General features: G+C 58.0%; 22 protein-coding genes and 1 tRNA gene. 19 read left to right on the top strand and 4 right to left on the bottom strand.

The window, feature by feature from the left end; translation table 11 throughout:
* Nucleotides 1-67: 67 nt before the first annotated feature.
* Complete coding sequence (locus ACXJGX_RS09300) at nucleotides 68-1,039, bottom strand: Bug family tripartite tricarboxylate transporter substrate binding protein (RefSeq protein ID WP_474780914.1); 972 nt, start codon at nucleotides 1,037-1,039, stop codon at nucleotides 68-70.
* 191 nt (nucleotides 1,040-1,230) lie between these two features.
* Between ACXJGX_RS09300 and ACXJGX_RS09295 the strand changes: the two genes are divergently transcribed.
* Together ACXJGX_RS09295 and ACXJGX_RS09290 are read left to right on the top strand one after the other, a co-directional pair.
* The gene (locus ACXJGX_RS09295; protein WP_474780912.1) at nucleotides 1,231-1,902 is read left to right on the top strand and encodes a response regulator transcription factor; all 672 of its coding nucleotides are present in this window, start codon (nucleotides 1,231-1,233) and stop codon (nucleotides 1,900-1,902) included.
* Entirely contained in the window at nucleotides 1,886-4,324 is a 2,439-nt protein-coding gene (locus tag ACXJGX_RS09290; protein WP_474780910.1) for a sensor histidine kinase, read from the top strand. Before ACXJGX_RS09295 ends, ACXJGX_RS09290 begins: the two co-directional genes overlap by 17 nt.
* 89 nt (nucleotides 4,325-4,413) lie before the next feature.
* Here ACXJGX_RS09290 and ACXJGX_RS09285 read toward each other — a convergent pair whose 3' ends face one another.
* The gene (locus ACXJGX_RS09285) at nucleotides 4,414-5,034 is read right to left on the bottom strand and encodes an NYN domain-containing protein (protein ID WP_474780908.1); all 621 of its coding nucleotides are present in this window, start codon (nucleotides 5,032-5,034) and stop codon (nucleotides 4,414-4,416) included.
* A gap of 72 nt (nucleotides 5,035-5,106) precedes the next feature.
* A complete protein-coding gene (locus tag ACXJGX_RS09280) occupies nucleotides 5,107-5,364 on the bottom strand; it encodes a hypothetical protein (RefSeq protein ID WP_474780906.1) in 258 nt (85 codons plus the stop codon).
* Nucleotides 5,365-5,810: 446 nt separating this feature from the next.
* Here ACXJGX_RS09280 and ACXJGX_RS09275 point away from each other — a divergent pair, with 446 nt between their 5' ends.
* From ACXJGX_RS09275 to ACXJGX_RS09210, 14 genes are all read left to right on the top strand, one after another.
* Complete coding sequence (locus ACXJGX_RS09275) at nucleotides 5,811-7,193, top strand: aminotransferase family protein (protein ID WP_474780904.1); 1,383 nt, start codon at nucleotides 5,811-5,813, stop codon at nucleotides 7,191-7,193.
* Between the two features lie 84 nt (nucleotides 7,194-7,277).
* Entirely contained in the window at nucleotides 7,278-8,738 is a 1,461-nt protein-coding gene (pdxR, locus tag ACXJGX_RS09270; RefSeq protein ID WP_474780902.1) for a MocR-like pyridoxine biosynthesis transcription factor PdxR, read from the top strand.
* 159 nt (nucleotides 8,739-8,897) lie between these two features.
* Entirely contained in the window at nucleotides 8,898-9,077 is a 180-nt protein-coding gene (locus ACXJGX_RS09265) for a hypothetical protein (protein WP_474780900.1), read from the top strand.
* A gap of 189 nt (nucleotides 9,078-9,266) precedes the next feature.
* Nucleotides 9,267-9,707, top strand: a complete 441-nt coding sequence (locus ACXJGX_RS09260; protein WP_474780898.1) for a hypothetical protein — start codon at nucleotides 9,267-9,269, stop codon at nucleotides 9,705-9,707.
* 14 nt (nucleotides 9,708-9,721) lie between these two features.
* The gene (locus ACXJGX_RS09255; RefSeq protein ID WP_474780896.1) at nucleotides 9,722-10,657 is read left to right on the top strand and encodes a phosphate acyltransferase; all 936 of its coding nucleotides are present in this window, start codon (nucleotides 9,722-9,724) and stop codon (nucleotides 10,655-10,657) included.
* Nucleotides 10,654-11,712 (top strand): acetate/propionate family kinase, encoded by a 1,059-nt coding sequence (locus ACXJGX_RS09250; RefSeq protein WP_474780894.1) that lies wholly within the window; start codon nucleotides 10,654-10,656, stop codon nucleotides 11,710-11,712. The genes ACXJGX_RS09255 and ACXJGX_RS09250 overlap by 4 nt, the downstream gene beginning before the upstream one ends.
* Before the next feature lie 6 nt (nucleotides 11,713-11,718).
* Nucleotides 11,719-14,535, top strand: coding sequence for a molybdopterin oxidoreductase family protein (locus tag ACXJGX_RS09245; protein WP_474780892.1), 2,817 nt, complete (start codon nucleotides 11,719-11,721; stop codon nucleotides 14,533-14,535).
* On the top strand, nucleotides 14,532-15,293 hold the full coding sequence (locus tag ACXJGX_RS09240; protein ID WP_474780890.1) for a 4Fe-4S dicluster domain-containing protein: 762 nt from the start codon (nucleotides 14,532-14,534) through the stop codon (nucleotides 15,291-15,293). The genes ACXJGX_RS09245 and ACXJGX_RS09240 overlap by 4 nt, the downstream gene beginning before the upstream one ends.
* A complete protein-coding gene (locus ACXJGX_RS09235; RefSeq protein ID WP_474780888.1) occupies nucleotides 15,293-16,165 on the top strand; it encodes a dimethyl sulfoxide reductase anchor subunit family protein in 873 nt (290 codons plus the stop codon). The genes ACXJGX_RS09240 and ACXJGX_RS09235 overlap by 1 nt, the downstream gene beginning before the upstream one ends.
* A 109-nt stretch (nucleotides 16,166-16,274) precedes the next feature.
* On the top strand, nucleotides 16,275-17,033 hold the full coding sequence (locus ACXJGX_RS09230) for an SDR family NAD(P)-dependent oxidoreductase (RefSeq protein ID WP_474780886.1): 759 nt from the start codon (nucleotides 16,275-16,277) through the stop codon (nucleotides 17,031-17,033).
* Nucleotides 17,030-17,932, top strand: a complete 903-nt coding sequence (locus ACXJGX_RS09225; protein WP_474780884.1) for a 2-dehydro-3-deoxygalactonokinase — start codon at nucleotides 17,030-17,032, stop codon at nucleotides 17,930-17,932. The genes ACXJGX_RS09230 and ACXJGX_RS09225 overlap by 4 nt, the downstream gene beginning before the upstream one ends.
* A 5-nt stretch (nucleotides 17,933-17,937) precedes the next feature.
* The gene (locus ACXJGX_RS09220) at nucleotides 17,938-18,549 is read left to right on the top strand and encodes a 2-dehydro-3-deoxy-6-phosphogalactonate aldolase (RefSeq protein WP_474780882.1); all 612 of its coding nucleotides are present in this window, start codon (nucleotides 17,938-17,940) and stop codon (nucleotides 18,547-18,549) included.
* The gene (locus ACXJGX_RS09215) at nucleotides 18,539-19,363 is read left to right on the top strand and encodes an SMP-30/gluconolactonase/LRE family protein (protein ID WP_474780880.1); all 825 of its coding nucleotides are present in this window, start codon (nucleotides 18,539-18,541) and stop codon (nucleotides 19,361-19,363) included. The genes ACXJGX_RS09220 and ACXJGX_RS09215 overlap by 11 nt, the downstream gene beginning before the upstream one ends.
* Before the next feature lie 62 nt (nucleotides 19,364-19,425).
* Complete coding sequence (locus tag ACXJGX_RS09210) at nucleotides 19,426-20,370, top strand: aldose epimerase family protein (protein WP_474780878.1); 945 nt, start codon at nucleotides 19,426-19,428, stop codon at nucleotides 20,368-20,370.
* Here the strand turns inward: ACXJGX_RS09210 and uraH are convergent.
* Nucleotides 20,367-20,711: a hydroxyisourate hydrolase gene (gene uraH, locus ACXJGX_RS09205; RefSeq protein WP_474780876.1), complete on the bottom strand. Its 345-nt coding sequence runs from the start codon at nucleotides 20,709-20,711 to the stop codon at nucleotides 20,367-20,369. The two genes, ACXJGX_RS09210 and uraH, sit on opposite strands and share 4 nt — an antisense overlap.
* Before the next feature lie 157 nt (nucleotides 20,712-20,868).
* Between uraH and ACXJGX_RS09200 the strand changes: the two genes are divergently transcribed.
* From ACXJGX_RS09200 to ACXJGX_RS09190, 3 genes are all read left to right on the top strand, one after another.
* Nucleotides 20,869-20,945: transfer RNA gene (locus tag ACXJGX_RS09200), tRNA-Met, on the top strand.
* A 220-nt stretch (nucleotides 20,946-21,165) separates the two neighbouring features.
* A complete protein-coding gene (locus ACXJGX_RS09195) occupies nucleotides 21,166-21,345 on the top strand; it encodes a hypothetical protein (RefSeq protein ID WP_474780874.1) in 180 nt (59 codons plus the stop codon).
* A 197-nt stretch (nucleotides 21,346-21,542) separates the two neighbouring features.
* On the top strand, nucleotides 21,543-21,824 hold the full coding sequence (locus ACXJGX_RS09190; protein ID WP_474780872.1) for a hypothetical protein: 282 nt from the start codon (nucleotides 21,543-21,545) through the stop codon (nucleotides 21,822-21,824).
* Nucleotides 21,825-21,876 lie beyond the last annotated feature (52 nt).

Genomic DNA, 21,876 nt, shown 5'->3' with positions numbered 1-21,876 from the left:
TCCTATAGCATTAGAAAATAGGTGGGGTGGCAGCGGGAAAACGTACCGCCACCCCGGTGGGGTCTGATTATTGAATCAGGCCCGCCTCTGTGGCGATCTCGCGTAGGGTTGCCATATTTTCAGCAATCAGCGCGGTCAGGTCGTCACCTGCCACATTCAGCGGCAGCAACCCTTTTTCAGCCTGAACCTGTGCCCATTCGGGCGTGGCATAAGCAGCCTCAAACGCGTTGACCCATGTCGCATAATCCTCGTCCGACACGTTCTTGCCCATGTAGAAACCACGCATGATCGTCCATTCCACGTCAAAACCTTGTTCTTTCGCGGTTGGAATGTCCGCAAATTCACCACCCAGACGCGCATCGGACATCACAGCCAATACACGCATTGTGCCTGCTTCCATATGGGCCGCCATTTCGCCGACATCACCTGTGTAGACCTCGATAGAGCCACCCAGCAGCGCCGCAATCGCATCGCCGCCGCCGTCAAACGCGACATAGCGCATATCCATGGGGGACGCGCCGGTTTCACGCACGAGCAGCGCGGCCTTCATCCAGTCCTGCGACCCGACAGACCCGCCCGCGCCGACCACGATGCTGGAAGGGTCAGCACCCAGATCGGCCATCAGTTGGTCAAGCGACGTGTAGGCGCTGTCAGCTTTGACAACAACCGCGCCGAAATCAGCGCCGGCCGTGGCCACAAAGCGCGCATCATTTTCGGTGAATGCACCGTATTTTCCGGTTGCGAGGTTCAGCAGGGATCCGGTTGAAAACGCAACAATCGCATTCGGATCGTCGGTACGGGTTGTGTTGAACAGGTTGTAGGCCACCGCGCCGATACCGCCGGGCATAAAGGTAACCTGCATTGGGCCGCCAAACTGCGCCTCAAGCCCGGTTTGCGCAATGCGGCAGGTCAGATCAAAGCCACCGCCGGGCTGTGCCGGGGCGACACATTCCGGTTTGTCCACTTCGGCGTGGCCGAGCGTGGGCATGGCAACGGTCGCGGCGGCAATAAGCGCGCCGTAAAAACGGTTCATAGTCATAAGGGTCTCCTCCCAGTGAGACTGCGTGTTGGTCGGGCAGCGCCCTGCGGGAGACGTTAACGCCGCTTCCTGTTGTCTTGCTGAGATAGGACTGTTGCCAGCCTGACCTGAAACTGACCGGAAACTGACCTGCCCGCGCCTTCCGCCGATAGGACTATGCTGCGTCACGCGCGCCCCCTATGATCGCGCTCATGCGGATGCTTTTGGTAGAAGATAATGACGACCTTGCCGAAACGATCATTGATCGGTTGCGGGCCGAAGGCCATTCCATCGACCGAGAAGCCGATGGCAATGAAGCCAATGATCTTTTGCGTCATGCGCAGTTCGACATCATCTTGCTTGACGTCAATTTGCCCGGTCGCAGCGGCTATGAGGTACTGCGGTCGTTGCGCGCGCGTGATGACCGTACCCCTGTTCTTATGTTGACCGCGCGCAGCCAGATTGACGACCGGGTCATCGGTCTGGATGCAGGTGCCGACGACTATATGGTGAAACCCGTCGACTTTCGCGAATTGTCTGCGCGGTGCCGGGTGTTGGCGCGTCGGCGGGCGGGCGCAGCCAGCAACGTGTTCAGGGCGGGCGATCTGACATTTGACCGGGCCGCCAAACGGGCAACGGTCAAGGGGATTGATGCCGAACTGCGCGCCCGCGAAATCCAACTGCTGGAAATCCTGATTGATAATCTGGGACGGATGCTGACCAAAGAAGAAGTCGCCGACAAACTTTACAGCTTTGACGAAGCCCCTAGCATGAACGCCGTCGAACAACTGGTCGCGCGGCTGCGCAAAAAGCTGGACGGCACGCCATTGGTGGTGAAAACCGCACGTGGATTGGGATATATGGCGTATGTTACCGAAGACTGATCAGCCCTATTCGCTGCAACGCCGTCTGCTGGCGCTTATGGCGCTCGGGTTTCTGGCGCTTTTGCTTATTATCTCGACCCTGCTGTGGAGCTATTCGCGTGCGGCGGCCAATCGCACATACGACCTGCTGCTGGCGGGCGCGGCATTGTCGGTGCTGGACAGGGTGTCATCGGGGCCATCGGGGATCACGGTCGACCTGCCTTATTCCGCGATGGAGATTTTGGCGCTCGCGCCGGATGACCGGGTGATTTATCGCGTTTTCTCTGAAGGCCAGGGCGAGATCACCGGGACGGCTGACGTACCCGGACCGCGTGATGTCGCGCTCAGTACCGATCCCACGTTCTATGACGCGGATCTGGATCAACCTTTCCGGTTTGTGCAGCAAGGGCGCCAGCTTTCAACGCCCTCGGGCCGGATCTGGGTCGGGGTGCAGATCGGTCAGACCCGCGCCGGGCGATCCGCACAGCAATGGTCGCTTTTCGTGAATGGAATGGCCGGGTTGGCGATGGTCTCGCTGATCGGGCTGGTTTTTGTGTGGCTCGCGATCCGGGTCGCGTTGTCGCCACTGCGGCAGTTGGCCCAAGACCTGCGCGCACGCGATCCTGCTGATCTGTCACAAATAAGCGGCACGCCCCCCAAAGAAATCCGTAGCCTGTTTGATGCGATCAACGGATTTATCCGTCGGCTGAAAACAAACCGTACCCTGACAGAAACCTTTATTGCCGACGTTGCGCATCAGACGCGGACGTCGCTGTCTGCGTTGCAAGGACAATTGTCCTTGGCCAGCGACGCCGCGGATTTCGACCAGATCAAAGCCCGCCTTGCCAAGGCCGAAAACCATGCCAACCGGACAGTGCGCCTGACGAACCAGCTTCTGGCCCATGCATTGGTGATCCACCGGTCAGAAACCGGCACGCTTTCTCCGCTCGCGCTGCGACCCGTCGTGACCGAGTTGCTGACTGAAATGCTGCGCGACAGTGATATGCGCGGCGTGACGGTGACGCTGTCGGCTGACACGCTAGGCCCCGGCGAGGATCTTGTGCGCGGCGATGCGATTTCAGTGCGTGAAGCCCTGTCCAATCTGTTGGAAAATGCACGCAGGCACGGGCCCGCGAATAATACTATCGACGTCAGCCTTGAACCCTTTGGCAAGAACGACCTGTCACTGGTTGTCGAAGATGCAGGGCCCGGCATTGCGCCTTCGGACCGCGCACGGGCCACGGAACGGTTCACTTCGATCGCGCGTGATACCGCCGGGTCCGGGCTGGGCCTGTCGATCGTGCGGGCGGTGGCGGATAGCCACGATGCAAAACTGCTTTTGGGCACTTCGCCGCGGGGCGGGTTACGTGCAGAAATCCGGTTTCGGCGGCTGCTGTCGCCCGTGACGGCGCGTGCAATCGCAACTGCCACCGCAGTGTGTCTTGCGTTAACACTGATGGGGCAACCCGCCAAGGCGCAGGACCGCACCATCCTATCCATCGCAAGCAGTACCGATACCAGCACGATGGTCGCCGTCATCGCCGCATTTGAGGCGCGCAACCCAAACATCGTCGTCAGCTATCAAGAGCTTCAGACTGTCGACTTGTATGGCACAGTTTTGACAGCAACCGCTGAAACGATGCCTGATTTGGTGATCAGCTCTGCGATGGATTTACAGGTGGATCTGGTCAATCGTGGGCTGGCACGTGAATTGACGCTGCCTGAGGCGTCAGCGCTGCCCACATGGGCCAGATGGCGATCCGAATTGTTTGGTTTCACCTTTGAACCCGCCGCCATCGTGTACAACGTCGATTTGATTGCACCGGGGTCACTGCCACAAGATCACCGTGAATTGGTCAGCTTCATCCGCGAAAACGAAGCATTCCTGAACCGTCGGGTTGGAACGTATGATTTGCGCGGGTCAGGGATAGGATACCTGTACGCGACCCAAGATGCCGTCCAAGGCCTGCAGGCCCAACGCACGACCGAAGTTCTGGGTCGCGCCAACGTGCGCACCTATTGCTGCACCTCACAAATGATCAACGCGACCGCCACGGGCGAACTGGCGTTTGCGATGAATACGATCGGATCATATGCCCTTGCAGCGGCCGCGAAAGATCCCCGGATAGGGGTGCATTTCATGAGCGACTACAACCTTGTCATGGCGCGCAGTGTCTTTGTGCCAAAGGCCGCAGCTCACCCCGACGTCGCCACGCGCTTTGTCGCGTTTCTTTTGTCTGACGGACAGGAAATCCTCGCGACGCAATCGGACCTGATCCCCATTTTTCCTTTGCCCGGCCCCGACCAACCCGTTTCGGGCGATCTTTTTGCCGTTTCCGGCAGCTTTCTCCCCATCAGACTGGGGCCCGGGCTGCTTACCTATCTGGATGCCCGCAAAAAGGCAGAGTTCTTGGCCAGCTGGGAATCTGCCGTGCGGCAATGACCCGCAAGCCATGACACGCACCCCGGTCGCAGTGATCGCGTGTTGATGCGGCGGCCCCTGCGTATTGCCTCCGGCCTGCACCAACGCGTCTAACGTCCCAAACCCAACAAGATCACGCTGCCTTCCTGCCATCGGCCTTTGACCAAAAACCCCCGATCATTCAGTTTGGGGAACTGGTTCTTCCAGTCGATAAAACGATCATTGGTCAATACGCGCCAGCCTTCTGAACTGGCCCGCTCTAGCAAGATGGGATCGGCGGGTGTGCCACTGGGCGCGACAACCACGTCGTCTTCTGGTACGCCAAGAAGTTGGGCAATTTTGTCAGGGTCGACGTGTTTGTTCCACAATTTATAACCAAAATTGGCATCAAAATAGATAATCGGTTCATACCCGCGACGCTGCAATTCAGCAATCACGCGGGTCAGAACAAGCGCCGAAGGTTCATTCCCGGCCCAGTGCATTACGTTAGACCCGTCAACCAAAATCGGCTTGCCCAACCGACGCCTTGGGGGTGCTGGCGGCCTTTCGGGCGATTTCAGCCACCGTCGAAACCGCCAGACATAGCTAACCAGCACTGCGCCAAAGACAGCAAATACCGCCTTGCCTAGCCCGTCCATCACACGGATCTTATCTGCATTTTCGGGCAAGACGACACCACAAAGCACAAAGGCCACGACGGTGCAAATCAGAAACCCCTTCAGAAAGCGCATACAGTTTTCCATTTCAACGCCATCGCAATGTTTCGCAAAATTGATACAACCACAAGGCAAGCTTGGGGCAATTTAAAGGCGGCGTTCTGGATTGAAACCCGACGTAAAACGCAGCGTGCCGAAAAACCGTTGAACGGAAAATATGCGTGCGGCAAGCGTCCCGTTTCGTTCGTTGAACGTGCAAAATTCACGCGGCGGTACGATATGGCGCACCGACCGCCACAAATATCGCGCCACGCCAATGTTGCAAAGGTCGCGGAATGACAACGGGGCCGGTGGGATGTATACCGTCGCGGGTGCCAGCGGTCGCCCGATCCACGTGGTCGTCATCGCCGTCCCGCGCCGGCACATTTCAATGCTGGATGTCGTTTCTCTCGATCATCTCGCAGATTGCTGCGTAAAATTGCGGCACTGTCGGGTGATAGCAACGCCCGCCACTGTTTTATTTAAGGTGATCGTATTTCGGTAATTGTTCCAATCCCTCGCGTTTCAGCGTGTCACCGTGCCTGTTTCAACGCGGCTGTCGCGAACGTGCCGCGGCTGTGTACACCGTCGGGTCGATGCCCAAAATCAGGCAAACCCGGCGCAATCGGTCAATCAAAGTTAGAAATGGAACCGAAGATCGGGGACAGCTCATTAGAAATATTGGATATACGCATCTGCGCAAACTGGACCTATTGAGATTGCAACGTCTATAGGCAAACTGAACCAGAGTAAGGCAGCCGCGAATAGGATTCGCGCTACCCTTTTTTTCTTACACAGATGGAGCCACCTAGATGGACACCGCCAGCTTTTCGAATGATCCCGGCCATGTGATCGAGGCGGACCGCGCCCACATCTGGCACCACCTCAGCCAGCACAAACCCTATGAAACGATCGACCCGCGCATCATCGTCGAAGGGAAAGGCCTGCGGGTGTGGGATATCAAAGGCAAAGAGCATGTCGATGCCGTTTCTGGCGGTGTCTGGACCGTCAACGTGGGCTACGGGCGGGCGCGGATCGGACAAGCCATTGCCGATGCCGTGACCAAGATGTGTTTCTTTGGCGGTTCGGCAGGGACCATACCCGGCGCCCAATTCGCTGAAATGCTGATCGCAAAGATGCCCGGTCTTGATCGCGTATATTATGCCAACTCCGGCTCCGAGGCGAATGAAAAGGCGTTCAAAATGGTGCGCCAAATCAGCCACAAGCATCACGGCGGTAAGAAATACAAAATCCTTTACCGCGACCGCGACTATCACGGCACCACAATCGGCGCTTTGTCGGCCGGGGGGCAGGACGAGCGTAACGCGCAATACGGCCCCTTTGCGCCAGGCTTTGTCCGCGTCCCGCATTGTCTTGAATACCGTGCCGACAACGGCCTGACAGGCGAAGCCTACGGTCTGGCAGCCGCCCAAGCGATCGAAGATGTGATCCTGCGCGAAGGCCCCGATACTGTCGGCGCACTGTGCCTCGAGCCGATCACAGCAGGCGGAGGTATCATCGTTCCGCCCGCAGGTTATTGGGAACGCGTCCAAGAGATTTGCAAGAAATACAACATTTTGCTGCATATCGACGAGGTGGTCTGCGGTCTGGGACGCACCGGAACATGGTTCGGGTATCAGCAATTTGGTGTACAGCCTGACATTGTCACAATGGCCAAGGGCGTCGCGTCCGGCTATGCCGCGATTTCATGCTGCGTCACCACGAATGCGGTCTTTGAACAGTTCAAAGACGACACCGATAAAATGAGCTATTTCCGCGACATATCGACATTTGGTGGCTGTACAGGCGGACCCGCCGCCGCGATCGAGAATATGCACATTATTGAGGAAGAAAGCCTTTTAGCCAACTCTGCCGCTGTCGGTGATCACCTCAAAAACAATCTTTTTGCGTTGATGGATAAACACAAGTGGATCGGTGATGTGCGCGGGATGGGGTTGTTTTGTGGTGCAGAACTGGTCGTTGACCGCGCCACCAAAGAACCGGTTGACGAAAAACAGTTGGCAGCGATTTTGGCCGATTGCATGGCGCAGGGCGTCATCATCGGCGGTACGAACCGGTCACTGCCCGGCATGAACAACACTTTATTATTCGCCCCCGCACTGATTGCCACCAAGGACGACATCGACCACATCACTGGGGCTGTAGATCAGGCAATCACCCGCGTTTTGGGATGATCGTCACAGGGGCAGCGGCGATGTTGCTGCCCCTTGCCCCGCGCCGCCGATAGGTCCAGATTGGCCGAAACTTAGGGCCAAATCATGTCGATCGCTGTTGATACGTTTTTCCTTGATCCCTCTGCCGAAGGGACGCTGCAAGCGCGCGTCCAACAAATGGTCGCGCAGGGTATTTTGGCGGGGCGATTTCGACCGGGCGAACGCCTGCCGTCGTCGCGTAAAATGGCCGCGCATCTTGGGGTCAGCCGCATCACGGTGACGCTTGCCTATACAGAGCTTGTCGCTGATGACTATGTGACCTCGCGCGGACGATCCGGGTATTTCGTGTCCGATAATGCGCCCGAACCGCCTGCGTTTCCTGCACAACGTGTTCAAACTGGGACCGTCGATTGGAACCGTGCGATCGGGCAGCGGTTTACGCCGGACCTGAGCGTGAATAAACCCGCGGACTGGGCCAGCTATCGGTATTCGTTCATCTATGGGCAGGCTGACAAGACGCTGTTTGACAGCGCCAATTGGCGTCTGTGCGCGCTGCGCGCCCTTGGGAGGCGTGATTTTGGCGCGCTGACATCGGATTATTACGACCGTGACGATCCGCAACTGATCGAATTTATTGCCCGTCAGACACTACCGCGCCGAGGCATTTTGGCGAATGATGACGAAATTCTGGTGACCATGGGCGCTCAGAATGCGCTGTGGCTGGCCGCCCAAGCTCTTCTGAACAGTCGCCGTATGGCCGCAATCGAAGATCCCTGTTACCCCGCACTGCGCAATATTCTTGCGCACTCGCGCTGCCAATACACCGCCGTTCCGGTTGATGCTGACGGATTGCCACCTGACGCCTTACCGCAAGGGATCGATGTGGCGTTCACGACCCCCAGCCATCAATGTCCGACGACATCGACCATGTCTGTCAATCGCCGCAAAGCCCTGCTGCGCAAGGCCGAGGAAGATGATTTTATTATCGTAGAAGACGACTATGAATTCGAAATGTCGTTTCTCAAGTCGCCATCGCCATCGCTCAAATCGCTCGATCAGAACGGGCGGGTGGTCTATGTGGGGTCTTTTTCCAAATCATTATTCCCGGGCTTGCGGTTGGGGTATCTGGTCGGCCCAGCGCCATTTATTCGTGAAGCACGCGCCCTGCGCGCCACCGTCCTGCGCCACCCGCCCGGTCACATTCAACGCACGGTCAGTTACTACCTGTCGCTGGGCCATTATGACGCGCTGATCCGTCGTATGGCCAAGGCATACCATGAACGCCGACAGATACTGGACGCGGCGTTGATCGACTGCGGGTTGACCGTTGCGGGGCATGGCACCTACGGCGGATCATCGGTTTGGCTGCGTGCGCCCGAACGCATCGACACAACCATTCTTGCACATCAGCTAAGGGCGGACGGTGTCCTGATCGAGCCGGGCGCCCCGTTCTTTGCGGCGCAAAGCCCACCAAAAAACTTCCTGCGCTTGGCTTATTCGTCGATTAGCGCCTCACAAATCGCACCGGGCATGGCACTGATCGGGCGCGCTGTGACATCCTTTTAGGCAGGCTTTGCACTACGCGATAAATGGCGTTTCTTGGCCGTAAACAGCGCATCAAACTGGCCCTGTATCTCGACCTGTCCCGTTCGTAATGTCATGCTAGTAAACTGGATCCCGCTGCGCCCGTTTTTGATCGATCCAGCCATCAAAGGACTATTTTTCATGAAAATGCCCGCGCAAGAAGCGATTGTCAAAACCCGGCAAATGCGCGGCATCAAACATGATTTTAGCATGATCGGATCGGCCATGATGCCGGTTTCAGATATTTCCCCGACCGCAGGCATCGCGTTTTGGGCCCTGCGCATGATGGCTGTGCCGGGATTGCGCGGGCGTGTGGCCTGAATGATGTGCAGGCCAAGACAATGAACGCAGTCACATCCCCGCTAAGGAACGCGATGCATAATCAGATGACGCACACCACCACGGTGATCGCGGTCCCCTTGAACCAACGGTTGGGTGAACCTTTGCGCCGTGACGCCATGAAAAGGCCCCTTCGCGGTCGGGCTGATCGTCACGGCAGGGGAAACGCCTGTGCGGCTGACCATTTCTGCGGTCATCCTGGTGATGTCGGTTGCCTTGCTGACGGGATGGCAGTTCAAAAAATCGCTGACGGCATTTGGTCATACCTGCGTCGGGGTTTTGTCGGGCATGTGCAACGCGGCGGGGGTGGGCGGGTTGCCTGTTGCCGCGTTCTTGTCGGCGCAACCTATCGCGCCGCCGCAGTTTCGCGCGACCATGATCGTGTTCCTGACCGGGCTGGACCTGATCACACTGCCGTGGATGTGGCACGGCGGGTTGGTCACGTCTGATACAGCCATAGCCGCCGCGATGGCATTTCCTATTTTGGGTATCGGCGTCTGGCTGGGTGGACGCCATTTTCTGGCGGCATCGCCGCAAAGCTTTCGGAAATTTGCTGTTTTTCTCTTGCTGATCTTGTCGGCAATGGGCCTACTTCGGGCATGGATGACATGAAAGGCCGCCTTCCCATGACACACCCCTTCCCTTTTCTTGCCGCTCACGCAGCACCTTGCCCTGCGGGGTTGCTGGCGCGCGCGCAAGCCTTGCCCGCACCCAAGGTTGCGTTGGTTAACGCGGGTTCTGTCAATCCGCTACAAGGCATCCGCGAGGCGACAGACCTTGGGCTTGCCGACCCTGTTTTGATCGGTGACACCGACAAAATCCGTCAAACCGCCGATCAGATCGGGTGGGATATTCGCCCGTACCGTATTGAACACGCACCCCACGCCGAGGCGGCGCCGCGCGCTGCAGCGTTGGCGCGTGACGGTGCGGTGGACAGCATCATGAAAGGCCAAGTGCATACATCGACGTTTCTGAAAGGGTTGCTTCCCTCGGCGGCGGGCTTGCGTGAAAAAGGCACACGCTGTGGCCATGTTTTCCACATCACACGCGAAGGATCAGAGCGCCCGCTATTTCTGACCGATGCCGCCCTGAACGTGGACCCCGATCTGGACACACGCAAAGCGTGCCTGTCACATGCCGTATGGCTTGCCCAACTTTTGGGCAACCCCCATCCAAAGGCGGGAATTTTATCGCCGACAGAAGACCCGATTCCGTCGATTCCCAACACCATGGAGGCCGCCGCGATCGCGGCATGGGCCAAGGACGCCCTGCCACAGGCGACGGTCCAAGGTCCGATGGCGCTTGACCTTATTTTCAGCAAAGCCGCTGCCGAAGCCAAGAATTACGCGTCGGATGTGGCGGGTGATGCCGACATCATGCTGGTCCCCAACATCACATCGGGTAATGCGCTGTTTAAACTGATGGTGTTGGGCATGGGATGCTGCGCGGGCGGGCTGCTGATGGGCCTGAAGGTGCCGGTCCTGCTGACCTCGCGCAGCCAGCAGGCGCCCGCGCGCATTTGTTCGGCGGCGCTGGGGGCTATTGTGGCGGCAGCCCGATGATTTTGGTAGTCAACGCAGGGTCATCATCGCTCAAGGTCAGCTTGTTCAAAGATGGCCTGACCCGGATTGCTACGGGTAAGATAGAAAACATTGGCGCAAAAAGCATCCTGACACTGGATGGACAAAAAGCGCCAGTTGCCTGTCCGGATCACGCGACCGCGTTGATAGAAATGCTTGCGGCGCTGGATCGCGCGGGTCATAAAAACACGGATATTACAGCTTTTGCACACCGCGTTGTACATGGCGGCACATATTTTGTAGCCCCGGCGCGTGTCACATCCGAGGTGATCGCCGCCGTTCGTGCGTGCATTCCGCTGGCTCCGCTGCACAATCCTGTCAACTTGCGGGGCATCACGGCCTTAGCCAAAAGCCACCCGCATATCCCGCAATTTGTCAGTTTCGATACGGCATTTCACGCCACCAACCCAGACGTCGCCGTGCGCTATGCCATTCCCGACGCGCAATTCGCGCAAGGCATCCAACGCTATGGCTTTCACGGGTCATCTTATGCCAACATGGTCACAGAATTTGGTGCCGCCCTGCCCGCACGGCTTTTGGCGCTGCACCTTGGTAATGGCGCAAGCCTGTGCGCGATCAAGGACGGGAAATCCATCGCCAGTTCGATGGGATACTCCCCGATGTCCGGTTTGGTCATGGGCACCCGCTGTGGCGACATCGACGGGGCGGCGGTGCTGCGGATCGCGGCGGATCAGGGGCTGGAGGGTGCGGACCAGCTATTGAACAAAGAAAGCGGGCTGAAAGGTCTGGCCGGTGATAACAACATGAAAAACCTGCTGGCGCGCGATGATGATGCCGCAACGTTTGCGGTGGATCACTTTTGTTACTGGGCTGCACGGCAGGCGGGTTCGGCCATCGTGGCGATGGGCGGTGTTGACGCTGTCGCCTTTACCGGCGGGATTGGTGAAAATGCGGCCCCTGTGCGGAATAAAATCATGGCGCATCTGGCCTGCTTTGGCGACCTGCCCGTGCATGTCATCGCCGCTGACGAAGAAAAACAAATCGCCCGCGACGCGCGGGCGTTGATGGGGAAATAAGGACCGATGCCCAAGGATCAACCCACAGTTGATACATCGCCGCATGTGTCGGACGAGGTACGCAAAACGACCTGCTATATGTGCGCCTGCCGCTGCGGAATCAATGTACACATGAAGGGTGGCAAGGTCGCCTATATCGAGGGCAACAAGGATCATCCGGTGAACAAGGGCGTGCTATGCGCCAAAGGGTCAGCCGGTATTATGCAACACAACGCGCCATCGCGGTTGCGCGCGCCGCTCAAACGGGTCGGGCCGCGCGGGTCCGGTGAATTCGTCGAAATCAGCTGGGAAGAGGCGCTTGATATGGCGGTCGGCTGGCTAAAGCCGATCCGCGATATCGCGCCGGAAAAGCTGGCGTTTTTCACAGGGCGCGATCAGTCGCAAAGCTTTACCAGCTTTTGGGCCCAAGGGTACGGCACCCCGAACTACGCGGCCCACGGCGGGTTTTGTTCCGTGAATATGGCCGCTGCGGGCATTTACACCATGGGCGGCGCATTTTGGGAATTTGGCCAGCCGGATTGGGACCACACCAAGCTGTTCATGCTGTTTGGTGTCGCCGAAGACCATGACAGCAACCCTATCAAAATGGGCATTGGCAAAATCAAAGCGCGGGGCGCGCGCATCATCGGCGTGAACCCGATCCGCACCGGCTATAACGCGGTGGCGGACGATTGGGTGGGGATTACGCCGGGGACCGACGGGCTGTTCATTCTTGCGCTGGTCCACTGTCTGATGAAGGCCGGAAAGGTCGATCTGGACTATCTGGCGCGTTTCACAAATGCATCTGTTTTGGTCAACCAAGACCCGAAATCCGACCAATACGGGCTGTTTTTGCGCGACAATGACGGCCAACCGCAGGTGATCGACCGGCGCACAGGCAAGCTGGCCCCATGGAACGGCCAAGGTGTCGAACCTGATTTGTCCGCCACGCACCGCGCCAAGGGGGTCACCCACCGCCCGGTGTTTCACCTGATGGCGGACCGTTATCTTGATCCGTCTTACGCGCCCGAAGCGGTCGAAGCCCGCTGCGGTATCTCTGCGACCCGTATCCGCGCGATTGCCGCCGAACTGGCGCGCGTCGCCTTTGACGAGGCGATTAGTCTGGACCGCGCATGGACCGATTTTCGCGGCGTAAAACACACCAAAATGATCGGGCGGCCCGTCAGTTTCCACGCCATGCGCGGCATCAGTGCGCATTCGAACGGGTTCCAGACCTGCCGTGCGCTGCATGTATTGCAAATCATTCTTGGCACGGTTGAAACGCCGGGCGGCATGCGGTTCAAACCGCCCTACCCCAAACCCGCGACAGCCCACCCGAAACCGCATTGCAAGGTTACGCCCGGACAGCCGCTTGATGGTCCGCATCTGGGTTATGTGCAGGGGCCAGAGGATCTGTGTATCGACAGCGCGAATAACCCGGTGCGGATCGACAAAGCCTTTAGTTGGGAAAACCCGATGTCGGCGCACGGGTTGATGCACATGGTGATTTCCAACGCCCACGCCGGAGACCCGTACAAGATCGACACGCTGTTCATGTATATGGCGAATATGGCGTGGAATTCGTCGATGAACGTCGGCGGCGTGCACACCATGCTGACCGATACCGATGACAACGGCGACTATGTCATCCCGCATATCATTTATTCCGATGCCTATTCGTCCGAAATGGTGGCCTATGCCGACCTCATCCTGCCCGACACTACCTATCTGGAACGCCACGACTGCATCAGCATCCTTGACCGCCCGATTTGTGAGGCCGACGGCATTGCCGACGCGATCCGCTGGCCCGTGGTCGAACCGGATCGCAATGTGCGCGGATTTCAATCGGTGCTGTGTGATCTGGGCGCGCGGTTGAACCTGCCCGGATTTGTGAACGCGGACGGCAGCGCAAAATACAACGACTACGCCGACTACATCACCAACCATATCCGCCGCCCCGGCATTGGCCCGCTGGCGGGATTTCGCGCGGGCGGGGATGGGCGCGGCGGTGTCAATCCTGACCAGATCCAGAACTATATCGACAATGGCGGTTTCTGGGTCAGTCACGTGCCGGAAAACGCCGCCTATTATAAACCTTTTAGCATGGACTACCAAAATTGGGCTGTGGACATCGGCTGCTATGATGTGGTGCAACCCTATATCTTTCAGCTGTATGTTGAACCGATGCGCAAGTTTCAAATCGCCGCCGAAGGCAAAGGTATCCGACAGCCACCAGATCATCTGCGCGGGCAGATCAAGCTAACCATGGACCCGCTGCCGATCTGGTACCCACCGTTAGAGGATGGCTATAGCGATCCGGTCGAATATCCGATCCACGCGCTGACCCAGCGTCCGATGGCAATCTACCATTCATGGGGTGGCCAGAACGCGTGGCTGCGGCAGATCCACGGCCATAACCCGCTGTATGTGCCCACAAAAATCTGGAATGCATACGGATTTCAAGACGGTGATTGGGCGCGCGTGACATCCGGCCACGGGTCGATCACTGTGCCTGTCGCGCATCAGGCATCACTGAATGAAAATACCGTCTGGACGTGGAACGCGATTGGCAAACGCAAGGGCGCATGGGCGCTGGACAATGACGCGCCCGAAGCCACCAAGGGTTTCTTGCTTAATCATCTGATCCACGAATTGCTGCCGCCCAAAGGCGACGGGCTGCGCTGGGCCAATTCCGACCCGATCACCGGACAGGCCGCGTGGTTTGACCTGCGGGTGAAGATCGAAAAATCCGGAGTCCCGAACGAGGCGCAGCCTGTGATGCCCGCGATAAAGTCCCCGGTTCCACCCGCGCCGAAAACACTGCATTGGAAGGTCGGCCAATGACCCAATTACCCGAAAGCACCGTCAAAAAACTGGGTCTTGTGATTGATTTGGACACATGCGTCGGCTGCCATGCCTGCGTGATTTCCTGCAAGGGTTGGAACACCGAAAACTACGGCGCACCGTTGTCTGATCAGGACGCTTATGGCGGCGATCCGTCCGGTACATTCCTCAACCGGGTCCATTCCTACGAAGTGCAGCCCGAAGACGGCGCGGCGCAACTGATCCATTTCCCCAAATCCTGCCTGCATTGCGACGACGCGCCCTGCGTGACCGTCTGCCCCACCGGCGCAAGCTATAAGCGGGTCGAGGACGGGATTGTTTTGGTGAACGAAGCAGACTGCATCGGGTGCAGCCTGTGTGCGTGGGCCTGCCCTTATGGTGCGCGCGAATTGGACGCGGCGGCGGGCGTGATGAAGAAATGCACGCTGTGCGTGGACCGCATTTATAACGAAAACCTCCCCGAGGAAGACCGACAACCGGCCTGCGTGCGGACCTGCCCTTCGGGTGCGCGCCATTTTGGTGATCTGGGTGATCCTGACAGTGCAGTCAGCCAATTGGTCGCGGACCGGGGCGGATTTGATTTGATGCCCGAACAAGGGGCCAAGCCCGTGAACAAATACCTGCCCCCGCGCCCCAAAGACGCAGCGCCCGACATCGACATTCTGGCGCCGTTTCTTGACCCCATCGCCCAAGATGGCAATGGCTTTGTCGCATGGCTGGACAGGGCGCTTTCGGCGCTACCCGGGGGTGCCCGCTAATGCATCCAGCGCCGTCAGTCATTTTTTTCACCACGTTTTCAGGTCTTGGTTTTGGGCTGCTATTCTGGCTGGGCGTGGACCCGACCCCGCCTATGGGTTGGGTCGGGTTTGTCTTTTTTGCGATCGCCTATCTGGCGGCGGTTGGCGGGCTTTTGGCGTCGACCTTTCATCTTGGGCGGCCGGAACGCGCCATCAAGGCGTTCAGCCAATGGAAAACCAGTTGGCTCAGCCGCGAAGGCATCGCCGCCGTGGCAACCCTGTTGATTATGGCAGCCTACGGGGCGGGATTGGTATTTTTGAAAACGTCGTGGTGGCCGCTTGGCTGGCTGGGCGCGGTTGGATCGCTGGCAACCGTTTTCACGACATCGATGATCTATGCCCAGCTTAAGACGGTTCCGCGCTGGCGGCATTGGACCACGCCCGCGCTTTTCCTTGCGCTTGCGCTTGGCGGCGGCGCGCTGCTTGCAGGCAAGGTGACCATCGCATGGGTGATGCTGATGGTCGCTGGGGCGGTGCAGGTCGTGGCATGGATCACCGGCGACACCCGGTTGACACGATCTGGCACAGACATGGCCAGCGCCACCGGATTGGGACATATCGGCAAGGTCCGCGCGTTTGAGCCGCCCCATACCGGCACCAATTATCTGATGCGCGAATTCATCCATGTGGTCGGTCGCAAACATGCGCGCAATCTGCGCATCATTGCGCTATTACTGGGGTTTGCGGCGCCCATCGCACTGCTGCTGGTGGGGATCACACACATCACGGCCCTGCTTGCCGTGATCTGCCATATTGCAGGCGTTCTGACCCTGCGCTGGCTTTTCTTTGCGCAGGCTGAACATGTGGTCGGGTTTTACTACGGCAAGCGGTAAATCCGCAGCAAGTCGCGCTTTATTCTTCGGACGTGGTGATTTATCAATCGTCGTGCCGCTATAAAGTCCGGCGATGGCTACCTGATATATAGGCGGCCAAGGGGGGAAATTGATCGCAACCTATCACGACCTGAACGATGCCTCGGTGTTTATTACCGGCGGCGGCAATGGCATTGGCGCCGCCCTGACCGAAGGTTTTTTGGCGCAAGGCGCAAAGGTCGCCTTTGTCGGCCGCTCTGACGCCTCTGCATTTGTAGACGCGATGGAAGTGGCTTACGGCAATCGCCCGTTGTTTATTCCCTGCGATGTGACCGACACGGACGCACTGCACGCCGCGATGGACCGAGCGGCCGCAGCTCATGGCCCGTTCAAGGCGGTCGTCAACAACGCCGCGAACGACCAGCGCTATGAACCCGCCGATGTCACCCCGGGGATTTGGGACGACATGCAGGCCATCAACCTGAAGGCCTATTTCTTTGCCTGCCAAAAAGCAGCCGGTTTGATGGCCCCCAAAGGGTCTATGATCAACTACACCTCGATTTCCTATATGATCGGATCGGCTGATTTGGTCCCTTATACGACCGCCAACGCGGGGATCATGGGCATGACCCATTCTCTGGCTCGGGCGTGGGGGCCGCAAGGTATTCGGGTGAACTGCATCGCGCCCGGTTGGGTGTTCACACAAAAACAGGAAACGCTATGGGCAACCCCCGAAGCCAAGGCCGCCTTTCGCGAAAAACAATGCCTGAAAGACTTTATTCAACCGCAAGACATGGTTGGCGGCACGCTGTTTCTCGCGTCATCTGCGTCGGCGATGATGACAGCGCAAACGATGATCATTGATGCAGGTGTGGTGGCAACCGGATGACAAAAACAATCAAAGCAGACTGGGTTGCCGTCGATTGGGGCACCAGCAATATGCGGGCTTGGGCGATGTCTGCGTCCGGGACCGTCTTGGCCGAAGCCGGGTCGGATCAAGGCATGGGCAAACTGACCCCCGACACATTCGAGCCGGCATTGATGGACGTAATCGGTAACTGGATCCACGGCCCCACCACGATTGTCGCCTGCGGGATGGTCGGCGCGCGCCAAGGCTGGATCGAGGCCCCCTATGCCACCGTCCCCTGCCCCGCTATGCCCGACGGTTTCGTGCGCCCCAGCGTCCAAAACCCGGACCTGACGGTACATATCATTCCCGGTATCAGCCAAGCCCAACCTGCCGATGTCATGCGCGGCGAGGAAACGCAGATCGCCGGGTTTCTCGCACAGAACAAAAACTGGGACGGTGTGATCTGCCTGCCCGGCACCCATACCAAATGGGTCCATGTCAGCGCCGATGAAATTGTCAGTTTCCAAACCTGTATGACGGGCGAACTGTTCGACACGATCGCCAAACACACCGTGCTGCGCCATTCGGTGGCAGGGGACGGGTGGGATGGTGACGCGTTTCATGCCGCTGTATCCGATGGCTTATCGCGCCCCGAAAAACTGGCGTCACGGCTGTTTTCGCTGCGAGCAGAGGGGCTGTTGAACGGGCTGCCCCCTGCGGCCGCGCGGGCGCGCCTGTCCGGGCTGCTGATCGGCGCCGAACTGGCCGCAACCAAAGCATACTGGCTGGGGCAGCAGATCGCGGTGATCGGCGCAGGCGGGTTGTCAAAGCTTTACGTCGATGCGCTGGCTGCGCAATCCGCACCCGCCACACAGGTCAACGGCAGCGCCATCACCCTTACCGGCCTCACCGCCGCGTATCGCAAACTTAAAGGATAATCCTCATGCACCGTCCTCTGATCGCTATTTTGCGCGGGATCACCCCTGCCGACGCGGCGGCCGCAGCGGCCGCGCTGATTGATGCGGGCATCACCCAGATCGAAGTGCCGCTCAATTCGCCCGACCCTTTCGACAGCATCAAAGCGATGGCTGACGCGCATGACAAGGACGCGCTGATTGGCGCGGGCACCGTGCTGACCCCCGATGATGTGGGCCGCGTCAAACATGCGGGCGGTCAGTTGATCGTGTCACCCAATTGCGACCAACGGGTGATTGTCGCCACCAAAACGGCCGGGATGCAAAGCTGGCCGGGTGTGATGACGCCAACCGAATGTTTCGCCGCCCTGAAGGCCGGTGCCGATGGGCTCAAGATTTTTCCGGCCAACTTGATTGGTCCCGCAGGCATCAAAGCCATCCGCGCCGTTCTGCCCCAAGGCACACAGGTCTATGCTGTGGGGGGCGCGGGGGTTGAGAATTTCAAACTGTGGCTGGACGCCTCTGCGGATGGGTTTGGGATCGGGTCCGCGCTTTATACGCCCGGCATGCGCATCGCCGACATCAGTACCCGCGCCCGCGATATTGTTGCGGCGTTTGAAGAGGCCAAACATGATCTTTGATGCCACCCCCTGCCAATTAGGCGAAGGCCCGCTTTGGCACCCGACACGCAACCAGCTGTTTTGGTTTGATATTCTTGGACACCGCTTGCACACAAAAGGGCGTCACTGGCAGTTTGACACCTACGTCAGCGCGGCAGGCTGGGTCGATCAGGATACATTGATCGTCGCCTCTGCGAAGGCACTGCACCGGTTTGACATTGCCACTAGCGATCACAGCGAAATCTGCGCGCTCGATGCTGACAATAACGTCACCCGTTCAAATGACGGACGCGCCGATCCGCAAGGCGGGTTCTGGATCGGGACAATGGGTATCAATGCCGAAAAGGACGCAGGCGCGATTTACCGCTATTACAAAGGCGAGCTGCGCCAATTGTTCGCGCCAATCACGATCAGCAACGCGATCTGCTTTGCGCCGGACGGCAAAACTGCATACTTCACAGATACGCCCAAGGCCTTGATCATGCGCGTTTACTTGGATGACCACGGCTGGCCGTCAGGAACACCAGAGGTCTACATCGACATGGCGAAATCCGGCGACCACCCGGATGGCGCAATCGTCGATATTCACGGCAATTTCTGGAATGCGCAATGGGGCCAAGGGCGCGTGGCGGGTTATACGCCAGCAGGCGACTTCATCAAGGCATATGAATTCCCCGCCCCCCAAACCACCTGCCCCGCATTTGGTGGTCCGGATCGCACAACACTGTTCTGCACCTCCGCCGCAACAGGATTGCCTGAAAATGACAGTAACGGGCGCACCTTTCAGGTCGCCACCGATATCACGGGGCAGGCAGAACACCGGGTGATCATCTAACCCTCGCTTTGTCCGAAATACTCAAAATATCCGCGCCAGCGGACAGACATCAGGATCACGCTATGACAGCCTTCGGCACAACAAAGAACGGCGACAATATTGAAAAGGTCACTATTGGCGCGGGCGATTTGACCGTCAGCATCCTTACACGTGGGGCGATTTTGCAAGACGTCCGGCTGAATGGTATCGGCTACGGGCTGACCGAAGGGTCACAAGACCTGTCTGACTACGAAGCACAGATGGGGTATTATGGCGCAATCGTTGGTCCCATCGCCAACCGGATCAGCAACGCGCGCGTGCGTCTGGACGGGATGATGTACGAATTAGAGCGCAACGAGAATGGTCAAAGCCACCTGCATTCGGGCAGCGATGGCACCCACACACGGGTCTGGCAGGTTGTCACACAGACCGACAGCAGCGTCACACTCGCGCTTGATCTGGCGGATGGTGATTGCGGCCTGCCGGGGGCGCGCAAGGTTACGGCCACCTTCACCGTCACCGCCCCCGCCAGTTTGACCCTGACGGTCACCGGAACCACCGACACCAAAACGCTGATGAACTTTGCCAATCACAGCTACTGGAACATGGACGGGACCGAAAGCTGGGACGGGCACACCTTGAAGATCGCAGCCGACAGATATTTGCCGATCAACGACGCCACGTCGCCCACCGGCGATGTTCTGGATGTTGCCGGCACCGATATGGATTTCCGCGCTGGCCGCCAATTTGCGCCGGGCGCGCCGGCTTTGGATCACAACTTTTGTCTGTCAGACACCCGCGTGGCACTGCGCGACGTGCTGACGCTGACAGGGGCAACAGGCGTGTCGATGACGATTGCCACCACAGAACCCGGCATTCAGGTCTATGACGGGCGCACGGCCTACAAGGGGCTTGCGATCGAGCCACAGTGCTGGCCCGATGCGCCCAACCACAGCGGTTTCCCATCCATCACCGTCACGCCTGACGCGCCATATGCACAGACATCACGCTGGACGTTCCACCGCTAACTGCCGCGGTAGGTCGCGAAACTGAACGGCGAGACAAGCAGTGGCACATGATAGTGCGATGCCGGATCATTTATACCGAACCGGATCGGGATATCATCCAAAAAGCTGATATCTTCGGTCCTGTTGAAATAGGCACCTGCCTGAAACACCAGTTCATACTTACCGGTGGCAAAGGCATCGGCCGGTAGAATGGGGCTGTCGGTGCGGCCGTCAGCGTTGGTGACCATTGTCACCAGATGGTCGCGCCGCGCGCCAACCAGCCGGTAAAGGTCAACAGTCATACCCGCAGCAGGCAAACCGCTGGCCGTGTCGAGCACATGCGTCGTAAGAAATCCGGTCATATCAGTCCCTTTTCGTTGGGATGATTTTTGCGGAAAACATGCCGGAATGTCACGCCCGATTTACGAAACCAAAAAATGGATTGGTTAAAACCCCCCTTTGGGCACAGAATCGGTTTGACACCCCCCGCACCTTTGCTTAATCGGACGTTCGTGGTTAGGCGCGGTAGCTCAGTTGGTTAGAGCGATCGACTCATAATCGATAGGTCGGGAGTTCAAGTCTCCCCCACGCCACCACCACATTCCCCTTAACGCCTTTTTGTGCTGCATGATCGCCCGCGGGCGCGTTGCCGGATTAAACCCCATTGTATCAATCAGCTACACAAAGCCGCCGTGCTTTTTATCTGACTGTACTAAAGAACAGCTATGCACAGCGCGAATAATTTGAGAAACAGCTCTCCGAAAAGTTGTAAATGTGACAGGCCGCAAATTGGCCTATGTTTGGGTTAGGAATAGAATGCTTGATGTTTTACTCGTTGTCGCGTTGTTGGTGGGCGTTATTTTTGGCAAGCAAGGCACGCCCTTTGGTGGCTTCGCGGCGCACTCATGGCGGGAAAAAATCCATGCATGGCGCGGAACAACCATGGAACCTTTTGGTGTCGAAAGTGTTAACAATACAGACCACAACAGTTGCTAACACTATATTTTTAAATGTATTTCTTGTTTAGGGGTTATCACGGGCATTTTTCCGCTTATGATATTGTTTAAACTCTAGGCTGAATTCGGCCATTAGATTTCAGGAGTATTCCCATTCCATTGAGGTACATGTCATATGTTGCGTGCTCATTCGCAGGGCTCGTTCTTTTTGCGATCAGCTTGATAGGTATCTATGACTTGCCTTCACGGCCCGCAGAGGCGCTGACTGTCCTGCTGGAACCAACGGGATTTGGTTCATTTTTCGATATGGTATACCTCTGGTCTCTGATGTTTCTTGGCATTTGGCTCGTGCTATTCGTTTTCGTGCGCATCGCGTCGGGCTTGGCGCTGGTGCTAGTGTTGTTCAAGATACTGGTGACAAACGGCTGGCTCGCGCTCGCTGTGACGATCAGTCTTTGCGTATTGCTGAATATGGTAAGACACATCGCCCCCACCAATCAAACGGGGCATCAACGGTAATCCGGTGGCAACCCCAACAGTTTTATAGCCCCAGACCTTTCGCCGCTCTGCG

Source organism: Yoonia sp. SWMV100, assembly GCF_056108365.1.
Note: the sequence above shows the minus strand (reverse complement) of the source record. Positions and strands in the feature narration are given on the sequence as shown.